The following is a 17,590-nucleotide window of genomic DNA, read 5'->3' as shown; positions in this document are numbered from 1 at the left end:
CATTTGGGGCTAACTGACCAATATCAATGAACAGGCATGGTGCCGGTGAGTGGACTCGAACCACCGACCTACGCATTACGAATGCGTTGCTCTACCAACTGAGCTACACCGGCGGGAAAATCGATATTACGGATCGCAAGCACGCTCAGCAAGTCGAGAGAAGCCCCCGTAATGAGGCGCCGGAGCCGCCCACCATGAACCCGTCGGATGATGCTTGCGGAGCGCAACAAGTCCAGCGCTGCCTACACGGAGGCGATAAGCGAACGTCTAGAGGAGGAAAGCGGGGCGGGCGCCGTCAGGATGAAACGCCCCGGTATGGCCTACACATTGGAGTACCGGGCTGATCGCGCCTCGGTAGATGAAGCGGAGATCATCCAAACGATCCAGTGCGGCTAGGTACTTGCTGGAACGACCATGGGGATGAATGATGGACTTGAAATTCAGTCACATTGATGTGCTGGTCGAGGATCTTGAAGAGGCATGCGCGTATTACGCCGACGTGTTCAAGGCCTCGATTTCCAACACTATCGTTTGGAACAGAGGTGGGCTGCACGTCCGCTATGCCATCGTGAAGTTCGGTGTGGAACGATTCATGCTGGTTCAGCCCATCGCCGGCAATCTCAAGGAACTGATGGACCAACAAGGTCCTGGTGTCATCTATCGGCACTGCTACTCGACACCTGATATCGACGCCGTCTATGACGAGTTGGTCGCCGCCGGCGTCCAACCCGAGGATGAGCATGGCCAGCCCATTCAGCGCGATGACCTCAGCTCCCCAGTGGGGAGCCGTATACTGTGGCTTCCGAAGCGCTTTGGGCATTTCTCCATTGAGATTCTGGAAGCCGCCACACTCGAAGCATTCATCGAGCAGGCCTTTGAAGGTGTTGAGTGAGCCGAACTGACTCGGCGTCATCAGCATCGCGTTTCAACTGGGCCAACGATCAACCACTGTCCCAGGCCCGATATTGTGCTGCTCGATGTCATCGTCGATCAGGCCAAAATCATGGTCGTCGTGCGGGGGGAATTCCCCCGACCTCAACGACACCGCCTACGCCAGCGGCCACAGGTCAGGGGGATGATGGGCGTCTACGAGCTAAGCGTCCGTTGGTGCCATGGCCAGGCGCGGATGAATAAGGTCACAATCTACGTAGATAATCTATGCACAAACAACAAAACCGCCTCGATGGGCGGTTTTGGTATCTTGCAATCCGTTGATTTAGCGCATCTTTTCGATGGTGCCGGCACCAGGAGTCGAACCCGGGACCTACTGATTACAAGTCAGTTGCTCTACCAACTGAGCTATGCCGGCATATCAACACTTGCCATATATGTTGGCTTGGCTGGGGTAGCAGGATTCGAACCTGCGCATGCTGATACCAAAAACCAGTGCCTTACCGCTTGGCTATACCCCAGCATTGTGGTGGCCAGAGACGGAATCGAACCGCCGACACGAGGATTTTCAATCCACTGCTCTACCGACTGAGCTATCTGGCCGCTGCCAACGGCGCGTATTTAACTAGAAAGGCGTGACCCCGTCAAGGCTTCCAATTCAAAAAGATGCCCGATCACATCGGGGGTTACTCGCTAGGCGGCACATAGCCTTCTGCCTGGTCGGTCTCCTGATTGTTCAGGAAACGTTCCATCTGTTCCATCAGGTACTCTCTGGATGTCGGGTCCAGCATGTTGAGGTGCTTTTCATTGATCAGCCGTGTCTGCAGAGCTTGCCACTCTTCCCAGGCTTGCTTAGAAACATTGGCTTGGATTTCCTGGCCTTTCTTGCCCGGTAATGGCGGAAAGGCCAATGCCTCCATCTCTTGCTGATACTTGCGGCAGAATACGGTCCGAGACATGACACAGGCTCCTGACTATCGAGTGGAGGTTGATGATACGGCATACGGCGTCAGGATTTCGAGCAACGCCTTGACCGGCGCCGCCAAACCGAGGTTGGGAGGATGGCTCGGATCGTACCAGCATGCACCACCTTCATTCACGGAGACTGCCGATGATGAGAAAGCCGTCACAGGCGTGACCGAGAGTCGAAAGTGACTGAACGTATGCGTAAACACCGACCACGTGTCTTTCACCGTCGCCCCGTCAGCATGGCTCACCAGCCAGTCCTGGAGCGAGGCCATATCATCAAACTGAGGAAAGCACCAGAGTCCGCCCCAGATGCCGGTCCCCGGGCGTTTTTCGAGATACACTCGCCCGTTGCCATCTCGCAGCAGCAGCATAAGCGTCTGCCGTTCCGGCAATCGCTTTTTGGGCTTGGATCCGGGGAAGCGGCGTTCCTGTCCCATAGCGTGGGCGTTACATACGTCCTCGAAGGGGCATAGCAGGCAACTAGGCTTGCCGCGCGAGCACAGCATGGCCCCCAAATCCATCATCGCCTGGGAATACTCCGGCAGGCACTCGTCAGGCGTATAGCGCTCGGCCAGTTGCCATAACGTCCGTTCAACCGCCGTCCGCCCTGGCCAGCCTTCCACTGCGTGCAGGCGCGCCAGGACACGTTTGACGTTACCATCAAGAATGACTGCTCGCTGGCCGGTGCTCAAGCTGATGATCGCACCGGCTGTCGAGCGGCCAATCCCAGGTAGAGACGCCATGGCATCCAGGCTATGTACGGGAAACTCGCCGCCATACGACTCCACAATGACACGCGCCGCCTTGTGCAGATTCCGTCCACGAGCGTAGTAACCCAGGCCAGTCCATAGATGGAGCACTTCATCCAACGATGCTTCAGCCAGCGCTTGCACATCCGGGAAACGCTCCATGAAACGCTCATAATACGGGATCACTGTCGCCACCTGCGTCTGCTGCAGCATGATTTCTGATACCCAGACACGATAGGGAGTTCTGTCATACTGCCAAGGCAGGGTTTTGCGTCCATGACGTTCATACCAAGCTAACAACCGGTGCTGAAACTGGCTTGGCGTCAGGTCTATGTCATGCAAGTCGTTCATTAAACACTCATGCTAAAAAAAGCGCCGACAGGGATGTCGGCGCAGGGACTGGCTTTCAATGATGCTCAATCAAACAGACCACGCAATGCGTCTTCGAGTTCCCCGGCACCTTCATTGCCTAGCCGATCACGGATCTCTTCGCTTGCTCGATCAATGGCTTCATCTCGTGCCAGGTTACCAATCGACTCCACGAACGCATCACGATCGAAACGACACCACTCACTTGGTACTCCGCCGAGTTCACCTTCACATCTCACCGGCACCGGTACACGCTCCAGGCGAGGATTGACATCGCATGCCGCATCGGCGGTATCGGCAAACCGTGCTGCAGCGTTGTAATCGAAACGCTGCGTCTCGAGATTCAATTCGCCTTCTCCTCCGATCGTGATCCCCGGAATCGCGACATCCAGATCATCGTTGTATGCGACACCGTCACGAATCTCGAAACTCGCTTGAGCCCGATCGAAGCGAGTATCTGTATGCCAGTCGCGCGTCATTTCCTCGCCCTCAAGACTGGCGGCAATACTACAAAGCTCTCTAGACACATTCGTGTCGAGCACGGCCCCGTCATTGATGCGAGTTTCAAGAATGCCATTGAGGTTTCGCCGCAGCAAAGGCATGGCATTACCTTGAGTCGTCAACTCTCCTGAAAGGTCGAGACGTCCGCGCAACGGAGATTCGGTATCCATCAACGCCTGATAGAGTGAGTCCACTTGCACACCGTCGAGACGCGGCTCCAGGCGCCAACGTGGCAGACTATCCTGCAACCCCAGGTCCCCGGTGGCCGACAACGTCCCGCCATACAAGGTTGCCTCGAGGCGTTCGAGCTGATGACGCCCATCCTCTCCCTGGAGCACCAGTTCTGCGTCATCGAGAGACATGCCGAACATATCGAGATGGTCGAGACTCAACTCACCATTCAGCGTCAGGGAAGCGAGCCAGGCTGTCGGCAACAACCCGGCTTGCGACTCATTGTCTTGGGCATAGGCGGCGGTTACTCCCGGCACGCCAAGCATAGCCTCTTCCTCCCGTTCTCCTGCCTGCTCGGGAGGAGGCAGATAGGCGTCAAGATTTAGCGTATCACCAGTGAGTTCGAAATCGAGCAATTCGCCGGTCAGCCCCGCATTCAGATGCCCGGTGAAAGTGCTATCATCCATCGCCAGTGTCAGGCTACTCAGCATGATCTCTCGGGTATTCCCCCGCAGCGGACTAGTCAGAGTCACATCGCTCAAGGCGTCCTCACTGGCCATGCTGGGCAATGCATCGAATCGCTCAAGCCACGGGCGCAGAGACATCGGCGCCAGACTGAGCTGGCCACTATAGTGCATGTCTCCGAGCAGATCGCTGACCAGCAAGTGCCCACCGAGATCCAGATTATCCTCACCGGTAAGTTGCCACTGACTGATTCGAGCGGTTTGTTCCTTCAGGTCAGCTTCACCATCGAAATTCAAGGTCAGAGGCATGGCACTGTCACCCCAAGCGGGATGATTGAGACTCGCACTCACCTGGCCGTCCTCTGCCTGATAGCGCTGCTCATCGAGTTCGGCGACAAAATCACCTAGTGATAGGGTCAGTTGCTGCCGTCGATCTTCCAACTCTGTGAATGCCGTGTCGGTTTTCAGCACAAGTTCACTGAACTCATAGCGATCGTCGGCCAACCCGAGGCGCACGTGACTATCGAAGGACACATCGCTGCTCAGATAGGGGACAGCATCGCTCTCATCGCCGGGTCGTTCAGCACCTTCATAAGCATCGAGATGAAATGTCGTGCTCAACGGAAACGCGGATGCCGGGTTGACATTGGAACCGCTGACATCCACCCCGGTGATATCCCAATGGCGATCGTGCATTTCGTCACTGAAGCGAACTTCACCCTCACGTAGCCTGACGCTGGCTATGTCCAGTGCCACTGCCATACCTCCCTGTTCATCAGGGTTGGGACCGGACGATGCCGGTGCCAAGGCGGCCTCGGCATCTTCGCTGCGCTCGCCCAACCGCTCGAGGAAAGCCTCCCAGTTGCCTTGCCCTTTGTCGTTTCGGGCCAGATTGAGCCGCATGCCATCGATAGTGAGACCATCAATAGCAATCTCTCCAGACAACAAAGGGGCAAACGCCAGACTTACCTCGGCCTGGCTGAAGGCCATGAATGCCTCATCGGTCTCCTGATCGGGCAGACGGGCTTCTGCTTCTTGCACACTGACGCCTAGACGTGGATAGAACGACCAGGATAATGGTCCATCCAGAGTGAGCTCCAAGCCGGAGTGTTCTCGCACGACCTCCACGAGTCGGGGTTTCAGATCATTGGGATCGAAAAATGTCGTGACATAAACCACCGCGCCCAGCATCACCAATCCTAGAACGCCGATCACGGCCAACAGCGTACGTAACAACGCTCTCATCAATGTCCTCCATGAGATGGCAGCGGATTCAATTCGAAATGGTCACCACCCGCCACGAGGCGATAGCCAAGTCGAGACAGCAACAGTTGGTCACCCATCATCAACGACGCCGCATGAACTCGTATCACACAGCCTTCTTGGGCTGCCGCCGCTGCCACCAGGGCAAGCATACGAGAACCGACACCTCGTCGCCGTGTTGTCTTGCGCACGCACATATGCGATAACCACCACTCCTCATCATCAACACGGGCTGCGACAGCACCCAGCAACCGTGCATTGAAGCGAGCACAATAGAACACCCCTCCAGCCCGCAAATGCATTTCAACGAATACACCCGACGGCTGAGGTAAGCGATCTGGTGGCGCATCGGCATAAATGCGTGACAATCCACAAGCCACCTGAGCGTCTGCAGCCCAAATGGCATGATCGACCCGGTAAAGCGTGACCGGCATTCGCATGTCTCCGTGGGCGCAACGGCTAATCGTCGCCAGTTCTAGCCGCATTGTAGCGGATGGGGGTTACGATTCTCTATAATAGTTCCTCTACCCTGGACATCCGGTCGATGAATCGCGATCACCTAGCGTCGAGGGCATGAACCACCCGTTCGCTGTTAGAGCGCCAAGTACAGGAGATGTACCGTATGTCCGAGCGTACCGCCAAGGTCACCCGCAATACCCGGGAGACACAGATCACGGTGGGTATCGATCTCGACGGACAGGGAAATTTGACCTGTGATACCGGCGTACCGTTTCTAGAGCATATGCTAGACCAGGTCGCTCGTCATGGTCTGATAGACCTCGATATCGATGCCCAAGGTGATTTGCAGATCGACGATCATCACACAGTAGAAGATATTGGTATCACATTGGGTCAGGCCTTGGACGAAGCGGTTGGCGACAAACGCGGCATCTACCGCTACGGCCACGCCTATGTACCTCTCGATGAGGCGCTATCACGCGTAGTGATCGACTTTTCCGGACGCCCTGGTCTCGTTATGAACGCCGAATTCACGAGTGCCGCGATTGGTCGTTTCGATACCCAGCTATTTCAAGAGTTCTTCCAGGGGCTGGCCAACCATGCCCGGATCACACTACACATAGACAACCTTAAAGGTTCCAATGCCCACCACCAGGCCGAGACCATATTCAAGGCTTTCGGTCGGGCATTACGAGTGGCGATTGACAACGATCCACGTATGACCGGCCAGATGCCATCGACCAAGGGCAGTCTTTGACTCGCCATATATGAATGCTTTTGCCATGAACAAGGAGTCCGCATGACCATTGCCGTCATCGACTACGGAATGGGCAATCTTCATTCCGTCGCCAAGGCACTTGAGCACGTGACACATGAACATGTCGTTGTCACACGCGATGCACGGCGTATTCGTGGTGCAACACGCCTCGTGCTGCCTGGTCAGGGGGCCATTCGTGACTGCATGGCCGAGCTGGAGCGTAGTGAAGTCAAAGGTTTGGTTCAAGAAGTGCTGGCCGATGCAGAGAAGCCGCTGCTGGGTATCTGCGTCGGTGAGCAGATGCTGCTAGACGATAGCGAAGAAAACGACGGCATTGCTTGCCTGGGCTTCATCCCCGGAAAGGTACGCCGCTTCAAGCATGACTTACGTGATAGCCAGGGGCATCGGCTCAAGGTACCTCACATGGGATGGAACAGGGTTCATCAATATCACCCGCATCCCTTGTGGGATGGAATCGATGACGGTGAGCGGTTTTATTTCGTTCACAGCTACTACGTGGATGCGACAGAGGATGCATCCGTGTTCGGTAAGACCGAGTATGGTGATGCCCAGGTACATGCAGCCATCGGCCGAGGGCCTGTCTTTGCAGTGCAGTTCCACCCCGAGAAAAGTGCCGGTGCCGGTCTGCGTTTACTGGAAAACTTTGTCAACTGGGAGCCTTGAGGCACGCAACCGCTATCTGCCAAACACTTCGACATCTCACATCATCCTGTCCACTGGACCAAAGAGAATACGACATGCTGGTAATTCCTGCCATTGATCTCAAGGACGGCAAGTGCGTTCGCCTCAAGCAGGGTCGAATGAATGCTGCCACTACCTACGGTGATGATCCCGTGGCCATGGCCGCTCGTTGGGTGGAGGCTGGTGCACGGCGCCTTCATCTAGTCGATCTCAATGGCGCCTTCGAGGGCAAACCGGTGAATGGCGAGGCGGTAACGGCTATTGCTCGGGCTTATCCGGACTTGCCGATTCAGATAGGGGGAGGCATCCGCTCCGAAAGCACGATTGCCCATTATCTTGATGCCGGTGTTTCCTATGTCATCATCGGCACGCAAGCCGTCAAGGAACCTGCCTTCGTCAGAGACATGTGTCGAAAGTTTCCTGGCCATGTCATCGTCGGCCTCGATGCTCGTGATGGTTATGTCGCAACCGATGGCTGGGCCGAGGTATCTGCACTCAAGGCAACCGACCTGGCCCAGCAGTTTGCTGATGATGGTGTGATGTCGATTGTCTATACCGATATTGCGCGAGATGGAATGATGGAGGGGGTTAATATCGAGGCAACCGCCGAACTCGCTCGCATCGGGGGGTTACCCGTGATCGCCTCAGGCGGTGTGTCTCATCTTGATGACATCCGCGCCCTGGCCAAGGTCGCCGACCAGGGCATTCTCGGAGCTATCACGGGGCGTGCCATCTATGAAGGCAGTCTGGATATCTCGGAAGCCCAGCACGTAAGCGATGAATTAACACAGACCACGAGTGGGAGCTGAACCATGGGACTGGCCAAGCGTATCATCCCTTGTCTGGACGTCGATGGCGGCCGTGTGGTGAAAGGAGTCAACTTCGTAGGCATTCGGGATGCCGGCGATCCGGTGGAAATAGCCAAGCGATACAATCAGCAGGGCGCAGATGAAATCACCTTTCTCGACATTACCGCGAGTCATGAAGATCGCGGCACGACCGTTGACATGGTCGAACGTATCGCCGGTGAAGTCTTCATCCCTTTGACAGTGGGGGGCGGAATTCGTACCTGTGACGATATACGTACCATGTTGAATGCCGGTGCCGACAAGGTCTCGATCAATACAGCTGCCGTTCATGATCCCGACTTCGTGTATGAAGCTGCGCAGCGCTTCGGCAGTCAGTGCATTGTCGTCGCTATTGATGCCAAGCGAGTCTCTCAATCGAGTGAAGCCCCGCGTTGGGAAATCTTCACCCACGGCGGTCGCAATGCCACTGGTTTGGATGCCATCGAATGGGCGCAAAACATGGTAGCCTTGGGTGCGGGCGAATTGTTGCTGACCAGCATGGACCGCGACGGCACCAAGGCAGGGTTTGACCTGGGCCTCACACATGCAATTTCTGAAGCTGTTGCGGTACCGGTGATCGCTTCAGGCGGTGTCGGTAACCTCGACCACTTAGTGGCCGGCGTGAAAGAAGGCGGTGCTGATGCGGTACTGGCGGCCAGCATTTTCCATTTCGGCGAGCACAGCATTCCCGACGCCAAGCGCTACATGGCGGAGCACGGGATCGAAATGCGGCTTTAAGGATATCATCATGGCATGGCAATGCTCCATGAAACGCTTAGCAACCGGCTGTCTAGCGGTCATCAGTACGTTGGCAGCAGCTCAGACACAGGCCTATCCGGATTTCACGTTAGACCACTGGTATGTACAGACCAGCCTGTATACTGAGCATTTTGACCCTGACCCTGAACATACCGAAGACCAGAACCTGATCGGCATAGAACTCCGCAATCCGGATGAATGGTTAGCGGGAACCGCCTGGTTCAAGAACTCCTTTGACCAACCCAGTTGGTACTTTTACGGCGGCAAGCGATTTTCATTATGGCAACCCAGCGATGATTTTGAATTGCATGCCAAACTGACGGCGGGCTTACTGCGCGGTTATGATGGTGACAAAGAAGACAAGATTCCTCTCAACGACCTGGGCATTGCTCCTGCCATCCTGCCGGGTATCGGCGCGCGTTGGGGACCCGTGGAAACGGACCTACTCGTTTTCGGCGGTGCCGGACTCATGATGACAGCAGGCATACGCTTCTAAACCAAAGACAGTTAATCCAGGGTAAGGCCCAAGTTGCTCACGCCGTTGTTACGCCCTAGACGTCGTAACGCCTTTATGGCGTTGCGCTCAGACGATGCCTCGACCGCGTCAAGAACAGCAGACTGAAATCTGTCTTCATCGTCCATCAGGGGGTGATTGCGCAGCGCATCCGCAAGGGAACCTTCATCGTCGATACTTTCTGTTAGTTCAATGAACGCAATCACTCCAGCTTGTGATACGCGACTCACCTCGAACACAGCCTCCTCGGCATCTCCTTGCAATACATCAAGTGTCGCTGCGATGGCCATGGTGGTCTCAAGCGCGCGTCGAGCACCAAAGCTATCATCATCCGCAGGCGGCTGAAGCTCGCTTAGCTTCTCTGCCTGGCGCCCGAAATCGATGCGAGCGTCCACAACCAATAGCGATTCCCAGACCAGGTCCAGTATGTTACGCAATGCGACCACATCACCTTCGCCGGAAGTATCCGCATAGAGTCCGTAATTGGGTAAGAGGCGCTCGCACAAGGCTGCCATAAAGGCAGTGCGTTGACGCTTTGTCAATCGGCGTAGCCTGTGCTGGAAATCATCATGATTCAAAGACATTATTCATATTCCGAAACAGCGATGAGAATAGGGATCAAGGCCACAAGAGATCGGACCTGACGCGCCCTTTGCTGTCAAAGACCACGCCTTCTGCCCGCAGACGTTCCCGTTGCCGCACTGCCCCACCATGCTCGGTCACGCGTCGTGATGCGTTGATGACACGATGCCAAGGCAAGTCATGACCATCCGGCAAGTGGCGCATGGCACTTCCTACCATGCGCGGCGTGGCACCCTCAGTCATTTGTGCCACACGACCATAAGTAGTCACACGACCAGCAGGTATCTGTGCAACAATGGTATAGATCTGCTCGAGCAATTCCGATCGTGCCATGACGACTCCCCTGCTACAGGTCCAAGCGACCCACGAATGACAGGCAGTACTGATATACGACGCACGAATGAGTTCTGGATACGTCATGCATATTTATTTCCTGGAACATACCGACGCCATCGGCCCCGCCAGACTAGCTGACTGGCTGATCGGCATGGGACACAGCCACAATAGCTGTCATCTACATAGAGATGAAGCTTTGCCACGTCTAGCCGATTGCGATGGACTGATTGTACTGGACGCTCCCATGGAGGCCAGCGATGGGCCTCCCCCAGGATGGGTAAAGCGCGAGCGCAAGCTGATAGCACGTACATTGAAAAGCGGTAAGCCACTTCTTGGCATTGGTCATGGCGCCAGACTCATTGCAACGGAACTGGGTGCCATTGCCTCTCCTGGAACGCATGCCGAAATTGGCTGGCATACTATCGAGCGAGCTCCGGACAGCCCCTTTGATCTGCCCGAACACTTCGATGCTTTCCTCTGGCAAAATCAGGTTTTCGGGCTGCCGGATGGAGCATTGCCCCTGGGGAGTACAACGACCTGTCCTGTCCAGGGCTTTTCCTGGGACCACGGTCGCGTCGTTGCCATGCAGTGTCATCTGGAAGCCACTCAAGGTAGTGCCCAAGCATTACTGGGGATCACTCCAGCATCAATCGCCGATAGGACGCTAGCCTCAGTGGGGACGGAAGTGACCGACGATCCAAAGCGTTTCGATCATCAAGCGTCACTGCTTGACCGCGTGCTGTGCCAATGGCTGCAAGTGGTTAGCTGACCACTCTCGTGCCGCTTCCAGACAACTATGCCAATCGCCGACATGGAGAAAACAGTGCGAATGCTTTTCCAACTGGTAACGGTACATGGGATCGTAGTATTCAGTCAGCAGTGGCGCTAACCAGGCCTCATGGGCCTGCCTGTTGCCCCGCTCGTGTTCCGTGAACGCAAGCGACTGAAGTCGCTGAAGGCGAGCCAATCGTGCGCTACCCAGGCGCTTTTTCAAGCGCAAAAGCGCTGACGATAGCTGCTTCCGCATCAATGCCCAACCGAGCCAATCGCCGAACTGGTTCTGGTAGATCGCCCAAAGGTCATCGATATAGTCTCGACGAATCTGTTCCAGACGCCAATCCAGAGGCATTTCTACACGAATCCGCGGTGCACGTTCCATCGCGTGCCAGAAATCCAGCGGTATATTCACGGCACCGATATGACGCGACTCATCCTCGACAACACAGGTTTCGTGGTTCGATAGCAGACTTCGCCCCATGTCATGTTCAAAATCGATCTGCGCCGGAGACAGCAAAGGGTGGCGACCAAACGCCGACCCCTTATGATGAGCACACCCTTCCAGATCGAGTCCATTAGGCAATGACTGGATCAAACGGGTCTTGGCACACCCCGTCAAACCGCCCACAACGAGTAGTGGACGTTCAGCGGCAGCGCTGATCCGAGAACACAGACGCTGGCGCATGACTTTCCAGCCACCGCGAATCCTGGGGAGCTTAATGCCGGCCTCGGCAAGCCACTGCTGAGCAATCTGTGAACGCATGCCACCACGAAAACAGTAAAGCACGGCATCCGGGTGCTGCATGGCTTGCTGGACCCATGCTCTGACTCTTTCTGCTTTGACGGATCCGGAGACAAGACGATGGCCAAGCTCAATCGCAGCTGCCTGCCCTTGGTGTTTATAGGCAATCCCGACCTGTCGACGCTCGTCATCGTCCAACAGCGGTAAATTGACAGCGCCAGGTAGCGAACCCTGCAAAAACTCCACCGGTGCCCGAACATCGATCAGGAGGCGTTCTTGGCGGAGCAGATCGAGGTCCGGCTCGATCACTGGTAACGTCATCCACGTACCTCGATCAAACCCTCTCCACTCGCCGCGACGACCTCACCAAACGGCTCCAACGTCATCTCATGCTGACGCCCAAGCCGCTCTACGTCATCCGCCCAGGAGGGATGAACTGAAAGCAGTAGACCACCGGATGTCTGAGGATCGCAAAGCCACTGCCAATGAGGCTCATCCATCGATGGCAACGCCTTCCCGAGTGCCTGGCGATTACGCGCCGAGCCTCCAGGTACTGCGCCCTTGCGGCGATAGGCTTCGGCCTCTGCCAGACGAGGCAGGTGCTTGAAATCAATCCGCGCCGCGACCCCGCTGGCACGACATACCTCGACGAGATGCCCTGCCAAGCCGAAGCCCGTGACATCGGTCATGGCATGAACCCCCTTTATCCTGGCCAATGCAGGACCGATATCATTGGAGGCCAACATGGTTTCCCGGGCCAGCCCTTGGTGTCCGATTTCCAGCAACCCCTGTTTTTCAGCCGTTGTCAGAAACCCTACCCCTAATGGCTTCGTGAGGTACAGTAAATCGCCTACCTGGGCTCCCTTATTGAGCTTCAGATGGTCAAGGTCCACCAGCCCATTGACTGCCAGGCCAAACATCGGTTCCGGGGCATCAATGGAGTGACCGCCCGCCAACGCTACTCCCAATTCACGACACACGGCTTGGGCCCCAGCGACGACATCTCCTGCGATGTCGGCCCCCAGCTTGTCCAATGGCCAGCCAAGGATACCCAGTGCCATGACAGGCGTTCCCCCCATGGCAAAGACATCACTGATGGCGTTCGTCGCTGCGATACGACCAAAATCAAAAGGATCATCGACAATCGGCATGAAAAAGTCTGTCGTCGCGATCATGCCGCGACCATCGCCCAGATCATAGACAGCGGCATCCTCGCGACCTTGATTACCGACGATCAAGCGCGCATGACTGGCTCCCGGTCCAGCCTTGGCAAGGATGCCGTCCAGGACATCAGGAGCGATTTTACAGCCACAACCGGCCCCATGACTGAATTGGGTCAGGCGAATCGCGCTCATCATATTCTCCTTCTCATGTACTACCTAGAGTCTAGATGATGACCTATGGAGTAAAAGCGATTCAGAGCGCATCGAGGGCTTCTGACAACCGCGACACGGCAATCACTTCCATTCCGGCGGGAGATTGCTTGGGAGCATTGCCACGCGGGACGATCGCCCGCTCGAATCCATGCTTGGAAGCTTCCAGAATACGTTCCTGACCACTGGGAACTGGCCGAATTTCCCCCGAGAGCCCCACTTCTCCAAATACCACCAGTTCACGAGGCAAGGCTCGATCTTTCAGGCTCGATACAATGGCCAGCAATACAGCCAAATCAGCGCTGGTTTCCAATACCTTGACTCCGCCGACGACGTTCAGGAACACATCCTGATCGCCGGTGAACAGGCCACCATGGCGATGCAACACCGCCAACAGCATGGCCAGCCTGTTCTGATCCAGCCCCACAGCCACACGCCGCGGGTTCCCAAGTGCCGAATCATCAAGCAACGCCTGAACTTCAACCAGGATAGGACGTGTGCCTTCCCACACCACCATGACCAGGCTACCAGAAGACTGCTCTTCATTACGCGAAAGAAAGATAGCACTTGGGTTACGTACTTCCTTCAACCCCTGCTCCATCATGGCGAACACGCCGAGCTCATTGACCGCACCAAAGCGATTCTTCTGGCCGCGCAAGGTACGAAAGCGAGAGTCATTGCCTCCCTCAAGCAATAGGGAGGCATCGATCATGTGCTCGAGCACCTTGGGACCTGCTAATGAGCCATCCTTGGTGACATGACCAACCAACAGCAATGCCGTATTGGAATGCTTGGCAAACCGTGTCATGGCTGAGGCCGACTCACGGACTTGAGCCACCCCTCCGGGTGCCGAGGCAATCTCCTCGAGATGCATGGTTTGAATGGAGTCAATGATCAACACCTGTGGGCGCTCTCGTTCCGCCGCCCCCAGAATCGTTTCCACACTGGTTTCGGCCAGCATTTTCAGGCCGGTGGTCGCTAATTGTAATCGATGAGCCCGCATCGCCACTTGAGAAAGCGACTCTTCGCCGGTTACATACAGGACCTTATGCCGTTGCGCCAGGTTGCATGCTGTCTGTAGCAGCAGCGTCGACTTACCGGCGCCAGGGTGGCCGCCTAGCAGCACGGCGGAGCCGGGGACCAACCCGCCGCCCAGCACCCGGTCGAATTCACCGAATGTGGACGAGAAACGAGGAACTTCGGTCAGGTCCACGGCTCCCAGATCGACAACGTCTTGTGACGTGGCTCCGGCATAGCCACGCTGGCCGGGAAGCGAAGCTCCTCCCCCGCTGAAACGACTCGGTGCTAAGCGCACTTCACTAAGGGTGTTCCACTCATGGCAGCTCGAACATTGTCCTTGCCACTTACGATACTCGGCCCCGCACTCAGAGCATACAAAGGCGCTTTTGGCTTTAGCCATGCCAGATTTCTCTACCCTCGCGAACCATGGTTTCCTGTGCTATGTCAGCTTGCAGTGGTTAACACACAAAAAGGCGGCCCTGATAGGCCGCCTGCTTCCATCACTGACAACGACTCACTGGCGCTGAAGCTGCAGCATGTCATTATTCTCAAAGCGCCGGCGCTGAGGATCTATCAACTCCAGAGTGTTGTTATCCACTCTGAGAAAATAATAGACCTGACCGTCACCTTCCGGCGTCAGCTCATAGACAGTCGCATCGGGTTCGGCCTCGGTTCCATCCAGGACCTCCCATTGACCTGCATAGTTCTCATCCGGCGGATTCTGCGGATGATCACGATAGCTGGCTTCGAGATCGAAGGTGCGTTCTTCCGCCACGCTATCCTCACTACCCATCAGGCGTACATCAAGATCGATCCCGGCACAATTCCGGCAGGGCAGCGTCCCCTGGTAAACCACCTCGTCAGTGGCGGCAGGTTCGTCTGCAGCCTGCTCATCCATCTGTCCTGCGGCACATCCCGCCAGTACTGCAAGCATGGCAGAACCAGCCAGCAAGCTCCTTATCTGCATGAGAGTCCTCCTAACCATTGGGCCATCACCGCGAATACGATGACTTATTCATAGCATAACGACAAGTGTGGCTGACGGACAGTTCCCCATGCAATGGCCTGGACAGGCACTTTCTTAAAATCCCGATGCGAATAGCCATCCCAACACCACCGGCATCGTCACCAGACTCCCCAGATTGCCAATCAAGACCAAGGACGCCACCTTATGTGGCTCCTGGCGATACTGCTCGGCTATCAGATAATTGAGGACAGCCGGTGGCAAGGCAGCAAACACCCAAAGAGTCGCAGCTTGTAAGTTTGGCAAATCCAGCCACCACAGTAGGGGCAGCGCGACTAGCAGACCACTCAACGGACATAGTACAGCACCCAACACGCCGAGCTTCCAGTCGCGAAAGTCAATGTCCAGCATCCGTACCCCCAAGGCAAAAAGCATGAGAGGGATGGACACGCCCCCCAGCATATCCATCGGCTCCAGCAACCAAGAGGGCAGGGCAATCTCACTCAGGTTCAACGTCAAGCCTACGATACTCGCCAAGACAATAGGTATCCTGAGCATCCGCCATAGCGGGATACCGGGACTTACCATGTACAGCCCAACGGAAAAATGTAACAGCATCTCGATGACAAACACGACAATGGCTGCTGGCAACACAGCCTCGCCAAATGCAAACACCAGCAAGGGGATCCCCATATTGCCGGAGTTGTTGAACATCATGGAAGGCAGGAAGACCCGTGCATCCAGATGCAGAAGTCGCGTTATGGGCCACAGCAAGATACCGGACCCAAGGATTACCATGGCTGCGGCCAGCGCTAATCCAGCATACTCACCTAAAGGAGCTTGCCGATCGGCCAGAACAGACACGACGAGCAACGGTACGAACAGCTCCATATTGAGCGTATTCAAACCACGAATATCCGGCGAGCGATAATGGCCGTAAAGTGTTCCACAACCCGCGATCAGGAAGACGGGCAACAAGGTCGAAAGAATGTGAGCAATCATCAAGAATGTCCTGAATTAGCCATACACGCTAGCACGGCAATGACTTGCGCAACACGCCCGCGAGCGTCAACATGACGACAGTCAAAATCATTCAATGCGAGCATTCATGAGCAAATACTGGAGCCCCTCAGTTCGTGAACTCACGCCGTATGTGCCAGGCGAACAACCCCGCGAACGCATGATCAAGCTGAATACCAATGAAAATCCCTATCCTCCTGCCCCCGGAGTAGAACAGGTCCTGCGAGAGTTCCCCGCCGACCATCTACGACGTTACCCAGATCCGGAATCGTGGGGGTTGCGCTGTGCACTTGCAGCAAACTACAACGTCGAGGCTAACCAGGTTTTCGTCGGTAATGGCTCAGACGAAGTTCTAGCCTTTGCTTTCCAGGCCTTTTTCCGGCAGGAAAGGCCACTATCCATCCCGGCAATCACTTATAGCTTTTATCCCGTCTATTGCCGACTTTATGGCATCGACTATCGCACATTGGCATTGGGCGACGAATGGCAAGTCCCCTTGGAAGCTTTAGACGCTGATAGTGGTGGTATCATCTTCGCCAATCCCAACGCACCTATAGGGCATAGTCACTCAAGAGACGCTATCGAGAAATTGCTCGAACGCGTTACGGAATGCGTGGTCGTGATTGACGAAGCCTATGTTGACTTCGGCGGTGAGACTGCCACGCCATTAGTGAACCGGTACCCCAATTTATTGATCACCAATACCTTCTCCAAGTCGCGCAGTCTCGCTGGGCTCCGGTTAGGGTTTGCCATAGGTTCCCCCGAGTTGATCGAAGGCCTGGAAAGGGTCAAGAATTCCTTCAATTCCTATCCCATCGATTGCATCGCCCATGACGCAGGTATTGCAGCTCTCGAGGATGAACAATATTTTGAAACGTGCCGTTCTCGAATCATCGCTACCCGTGATGATACCCGCAGGCAACTACAGCAACTTGGCTTCGATGTCTTACCTTCACAGGCCAACTTTCTTCTAGTAAGACACCCTCATCATGAAGCAGATCAGCTATTTCTCGCCCTACGTGATCGAGGGATTCTGGTCCGTCATTTCAATACCGAGGCACTACAAGATTTTATGCGTATCTCTATAGGTACCGACGATGAGATGGCACATCTGGTCGAAACACTTTCAGAACTGACTCGCTAAACATTGATACACACGAGTTAACAGTTCCCCTTCGCTCACTGCCCCGGCTCGGTGTCTCAGGCGAGCCATCGCCCGAGCCGCCGACACAGGCCGAACACATAAAAAAGCCCCGAACACTCGGTGCTCGGGGCTTGTTTCGATAAGGGCCTGACGATGACCTACTCTCGCATGGGGAAGCCCCACACTACCATCGGCGCTGAGCGGTTTCACGACTGA

General features: G+C 55.6%; 20 protein-coding genes and 4 tRNA genes. 9 read left to right on the top strand and 15 right to left on the bottom strand.

From position 1 onward, the window contains the following. Positions 1 to 37: 37 nt before the first annotated feature. Positions 38 to 113, bottom strand: a tRNA-Thr gene (locus FVV99_RS03320). A 94-nt stretch (positions 114 to 207) separates the two neighbouring features. Here FVV99_RS03320 and FVV99_RS19025 point away from each other — a divergent pair. Both FVV99_RS19025 and FVV99_RS03310 read left to right on the top strand, forming a co-directional pair. After that, positions 208 to 396 (top strand): I78 family peptidase inhibitor, encoded by a 189-nt coding sequence (locus FVV99_RS19025; RefSeq protein ID WP_148252636.1) that lies wholly within the window; start codon positions 208 to 210, stop codon positions 394 to 396. Positions 397 to 424: 28 nt separating this feature from the next. Next, a complete protein-coding gene (locus tag FVV99_RS03310) occupies positions 425 to 892 on the top strand; it encodes a VOC family protein (protein WP_201745018.1) in 468 nt (155 codons plus the stop codon). 341 nt (positions 893 to 1,233) lie between these two features. Here the strand turns inward: FVV99_RS03310 and FVV99_RS03305 are convergent. From FVV99_RS03305 to FVV99_RS03275, 7 genes are all read right to left on the bottom strand, one after another. Further along, a tRNA-Thr gene (locus FVV99_RS03305) sits at positions 1,234 to 1,309 on the bottom strand. A 28-nt stretch (positions 1,310 to 1,337) separates the two neighbouring features. Beyond that, positions 1,338 to 1,412: transfer RNA gene (locus FVV99_RS03300), tRNA-Gln, on the bottom strand. A 6-nt stretch (positions 1,413 to 1,418) separates the two neighbouring features. Continuing rightward, a tRNA-Phe gene (locus FVV99_RS03295) sits at positions 1,419 to 1,494 on the bottom strand. Positions 1,495 to 1,577: 83 nt separating this feature from the next. Further along, on the bottom strand, positions 1,578 to 1,850 hold the full coding sequence (locus tag FVV99_RS03290; protein WP_148252635.1) for an oxidative damage protection protein: 273 nt from the start codon (positions 1,848 to 1,850) through the stop codon (positions 1,578 to 1,580). A gap of 15 nt (positions 1,851 to 1,865) precedes the next feature. After that, a complete protein-coding gene (mutY, locus tag FVV99_RS03285; RefSeq protein WP_148252634.1) occupies positions 1,866 to 2,960 on the bottom strand; it encodes an A/G-specific adenine glycosylase in 1,095 nt (364 codons plus the stop codon). Positions 2,961 to 3,025: 65 nt separating this feature from the next. Next, positions 3,026 to 5,359, bottom strand: a complete 2,334-nt coding sequence (locus tag FVV99_RS03280) for an AsmA family protein (protein WP_148252633.1) — start codon at positions 5,357 to 5,359, stop codon at positions 3,026 to 3,028. Then, complete coding sequence (locus tag FVV99_RS03275) at positions 5,359 to 5,811, bottom strand: acetyl-CoA sensor PanZ family protein (RefSeq protein WP_148252632.1); 453 nt, start codon at positions 5,809 to 5,811, stop codon at positions 5,359 to 5,361. The genes FVV99_RS03280 and FVV99_RS03275 overlap by 1 nt, the downstream gene beginning before the upstream one ends. Before the next feature lie 188 nt (positions 5,812 to 5,999). On the opposite strand from FVV99_RS03275, the gene hisB reads away from it, so the two are divergent. From hisB to FVV99_RS03250, 5 genes are all read left to right on the top strand, one after another. After that, positions 6,000 to 6,593, top strand: coding sequence for an imidazoleglycerol-phosphate dehydratase HisB (gene hisB / locus FVV99_RS03270; protein ID WP_148252631.1), 594 nt, complete (start codon positions 6,000 to 6,002; stop codon positions 6,591 to 6,593). 42 nt (positions 6,594 to 6,635) lie between these two features. Continuing rightward, on the top strand, positions 6,636 to 7,277 hold the full coding sequence (gene hisH / locus FVV99_RS03265) for an imidazole glycerol phosphate synthase subunit HisH (RefSeq protein ID WP_148252630.1): 642 nt from the start codon (positions 6,636 to 6,638) through the stop codon (positions 7,275 to 7,277). Between the two features lie 74 nt (positions 7,278 to 7,351). After that, on the top strand, positions 7,352 to 8,104 hold the full coding sequence (gene hisA / locus FVV99_RS03260) for a 1-(5-phosphoribosyl)-5-[(5-phosphoribosylamino)methylideneamino]imidazole-4-carboxamide isomerase (protein ID WP_148252629.1): 753 nt from the start codon (positions 7,352 to 7,354) through the stop codon (positions 8,102 to 8,104). 3 nt (positions 8,105 to 8,107) lie between these two features. Continuing rightward, on the top strand, positions 8,108 to 8,881 hold the full coding sequence (gene hisF, locus FVV99_RS03255) for an imidazole glycerol phosphate synthase subunit HisF (protein WP_148252628.1): 774 nt from the start codon (positions 8,108 to 8,110) through the stop codon (positions 8,879 to 8,881). Between the two features lie 10 nt (positions 8,882 to 8,891). Then, positions 8,892 to 9,398 carry a hypothetical protein gene (locus FVV99_RS03250; RefSeq protein WP_236645280.1) on the top strand — a complete coding sequence of 169 codons (507 nt, stop codon included), beginning with the start codon at positions 8,892 to 8,894 and terminating at the stop codon, positions 9,396 to 9,398. An 11-nt stretch (positions 9,399 to 9,409) separates the two neighbouring features. Here the strand turns inward: FVV99_RS03250 and FVV99_RS03245 are convergent, their stop codons facing one another. Together FVV99_RS03245 and FVV99_RS03240 are read right to left on the bottom strand one after the other, a co-directional pair. Further along, complete coding sequence (locus FVV99_RS03245; protein WP_148252627.1) at positions 9,410 to 10,000, bottom strand: YjaG family protein; 591 nt, start codon at positions 9,998 to 10,000, stop codon at positions 9,410 to 9,412. A gap of 34 nt (positions 10,001 to 10,034) precedes the next feature. Continuing rightward, positions 10,035 to 10,331 (bottom strand): MGMT family protein, encoded by a 297-nt coding sequence (locus FVV99_RS03240; protein ID WP_148252626.1) that lies wholly within the window; start codon positions 10,329 to 10,331, stop codon positions 10,035 to 10,037. A gap of 85 nt (positions 10,332 to 10,416) precedes the next feature. On the opposite strand from FVV99_RS03240, the gene FVV99_RS03235 reads away from it, so the two are divergent. Next, entirely contained in the window at positions 10,417 to 11,103 is a 687-nt protein-coding gene (locus tag FVV99_RS03235; RefSeq protein ID WP_148252625.1) for a type 1 glutamine amidotransferase, read from the top strand. Here FVV99_RS03235 and mnmH read toward each other — a convergent pair. The 5 genes from mnmH to FVV99_RS03210 form a co-directional block, all read right to left on the bottom strand. Continuing rightward, positions 11,056 to 12,174 carry a tRNA 2-selenouridine(34) synthase MnmH gene (mnmH, locus tag FVV99_RS03230; protein WP_148252624.1) on the bottom strand — a complete coding sequence of 373 codons (1,119 nt, stop codon included), beginning with the start codon at positions 12,172 to 12,174 and terminating at the stop codon, positions 11,056 to 11,058. The genes FVV99_RS03235 and mnmH overlap by 48 nt on opposite strands. Next, the gene (gene selD, locus FVV99_RS03225; protein ID WP_407921329.1) at positions 12,171 to 13,211 is read right to left on the bottom strand and encodes a selenide, water dikinase SelD; all 1,041 of its coding nucleotides are present in this window, start codon (positions 13,209 to 13,211) and stop codon (positions 12,171 to 12,173) included. Before selD ends, mnmH begins: the two co-directional genes overlap by 4 nt. Before the next feature lie 58 nt (positions 13,212 to 13,269). After that, a complete protein-coding gene (gene radA / locus FVV99_RS03220; RefSeq protein ID WP_148252622.1) occupies positions 13,270 to 14,646 on the bottom strand; it encodes a DNA repair protein RadA in 1,377 nt (458 codons plus the stop codon). 114 nt (positions 14,647 to 14,760) lie between these two features. Further along, a complete protein-coding gene (locus tag FVV99_RS03215) occupies positions 14,761 to 15,213 on the bottom strand; it encodes a copper resistance protein NlpE N-terminal domain-containing protein (protein ID WP_148252621.1) in 453 nt (150 codons plus the stop codon). Between the two features lie 114 nt (positions 15,214 to 15,327). Next, entirely contained in the window at positions 15,328 to 16,212 is an 885-nt protein-coding gene (locus FVV99_RS03210; protein WP_148252620.1) for an AEC family transporter, read from the bottom strand. A 106-nt stretch (positions 16,213 to 16,318) separates the two neighbouring features. Here FVV99_RS03210 and hisC point away from each other — a divergent pair, with 106 nt between their 5' ends. Next, positions 16,319 to 17,374 (top strand): histidinol-phosphate transaminase, encoded by a 1,056-nt coding sequence (hisC, locus tag FVV99_RS03205; protein WP_148252619.1) that lies wholly within the window; start codon positions 16,319 to 16,321, stop codon positions 17,372 to 17,374. Positions 17,375 to 17,590 lie beyond the last annotated feature (216 nt).

The organism is Aidingimonas lacisalsi, assembly GCF_008079445.1.
GTDB classification, from domain to species: Bacteria; Pseudomonadota; Gammaproteobacteria; order Pseudomonadales; family Halomonadaceae; genus Aidingimonas; species Aidingimonas lacisalsi.
The sequence above is the reverse complement of the archived record's forward strand: the minus strand, read 5'-3'. Positions and strand labels throughout refer to the sequence as shown.

Bases quoted from the DNA above. Each gene is read 5' to 3' on its own strand.
- FVV99_RS19025 (WP_148252636.1), top strand. From the start codon at position 208: ATGATGCTTGCGGAGCGCAACAAGTCCAGCGCTGCCTACACGGAGGCG.
- FVV99_RS03310 (WP_201745018.1), top strand. From the start codon at position 425: ATGATGGACTTGAAATTCAGTCACATTGATGTGCTGGTCGAGGATCTT.
- FVV99_RS03290 (WP_148252635.1), bottom strand. From the start codon at position 1,850: ATGTCTCGGACCGTATTCTGCCGCAAGTATCAGCAAGAGATGGAGGCA.
- mutY (WP_148252634.1), bottom strand. From the start codon at position 2,960: ATGAACGACTTGCATGACATAGACCTGACGCCAAGCCAGTTTCAGCAC.
- FVV99_RS03280 (WP_148252633.1), bottom strand. From the start codon at position 5,359: ATGAGAGCGTTGTTACGTACGCTGTTGGCCGTGATCGGCGTTCTAGGA.
- FVV99_RS03275 (WP_148252632.1), bottom strand. From the start codon at position 5,811: ATGCCGGTCACGCTTTACCGGGTCGATCATGCCATTTGGGCTGCAGAC.
- hisB (WP_148252631.1), top strand. From the start codon at position 6,000: ATGTCCGAGCGTACCGCCAAGGTCACCCGCAATACCCGGGAGACACAG.
- hisH (WP_148252630.1), top strand. From the start codon at position 6,636: ATGACCATTGCCGTCATCGACTACGGAATGGGCAATCTTCATTCCGTC.
- hisA (WP_148252629.1), top strand. From the start codon at position 7,352: ATGCTGGTAATTCCTGCCATTGATCTCAAGGACGGCAAGTGCGTTCGC.
- hisF (WP_148252628.1), top strand. From the start codon at position 8,108: ATGGGACTGGCCAAGCGTATCATCCCTTGTCTGGACGTCGATGGCGGC.
- FVV99_RS03250 (WP_236645280.1), top strand. From the start codon at position 8,892: ATGGCATGGCAATGCTCCATGAAACGCTTAGCAACCGGCTGTCTAGCG.
- FVV99_RS03245 (WP_148252627.1), bottom strand. From the start codon at position 10,000: ATGTCTTTGAATCATGATGATTTCCAGCACAGGCTACGCCGATTGACA.
- FVV99_RS03240 (WP_148252626.1), bottom strand. From the start codon at position 10,331: ATGGCACGATCGGAATTGCTCGAGCAGATCTATACCATTGTTGCACAG.
- FVV99_RS03235 (WP_148252625.1), top strand. From the start codon at position 10,417: ATGCATATTTATTTCCTGGAACATACCGACGCCATCGGCCCCGCCAGA.
- mnmH (WP_148252624.1), bottom strand. From the start codon at position 12,174: ATGACGTTACCAGTGATCGAGCCGGACCTCGATCTGCTCCGCCAAGAA.
- selD (WP_407921329.1), bottom strand. From the start codon at position 13,211: ATGATGAGCGCGATTCGCCTGACCCAATTCAGTCATGGGGCCGGTTGT.
- radA (WP_148252622.1), bottom strand. From the start codon at position 14,646: ATGGCTAAAGCCAAAAGCGCCTTTGTATGCTCTGAGTGCGGGGCCGAG.
- FVV99_RS03215 (WP_148252621.1), bottom strand. From the start codon at position 15,213: ATGCAGATAAGGAGCTTGCTGGCTGGTTCTGCCATGCTTGCAGTACTG.
- FVV99_RS03210 (WP_148252620.1), bottom strand. From the start codon at position 16,212: ATGATTGCTCACATTCTTTCGACCTTGTTGCCCGTCTTCCTGATCGCG.
- hisC (WP_148252619.1), top strand. From the start codon at position 16,319: ATGAGCAAATACTGGAGCCCCTCAGTTCGTGAACTCACGCCGTATGTG.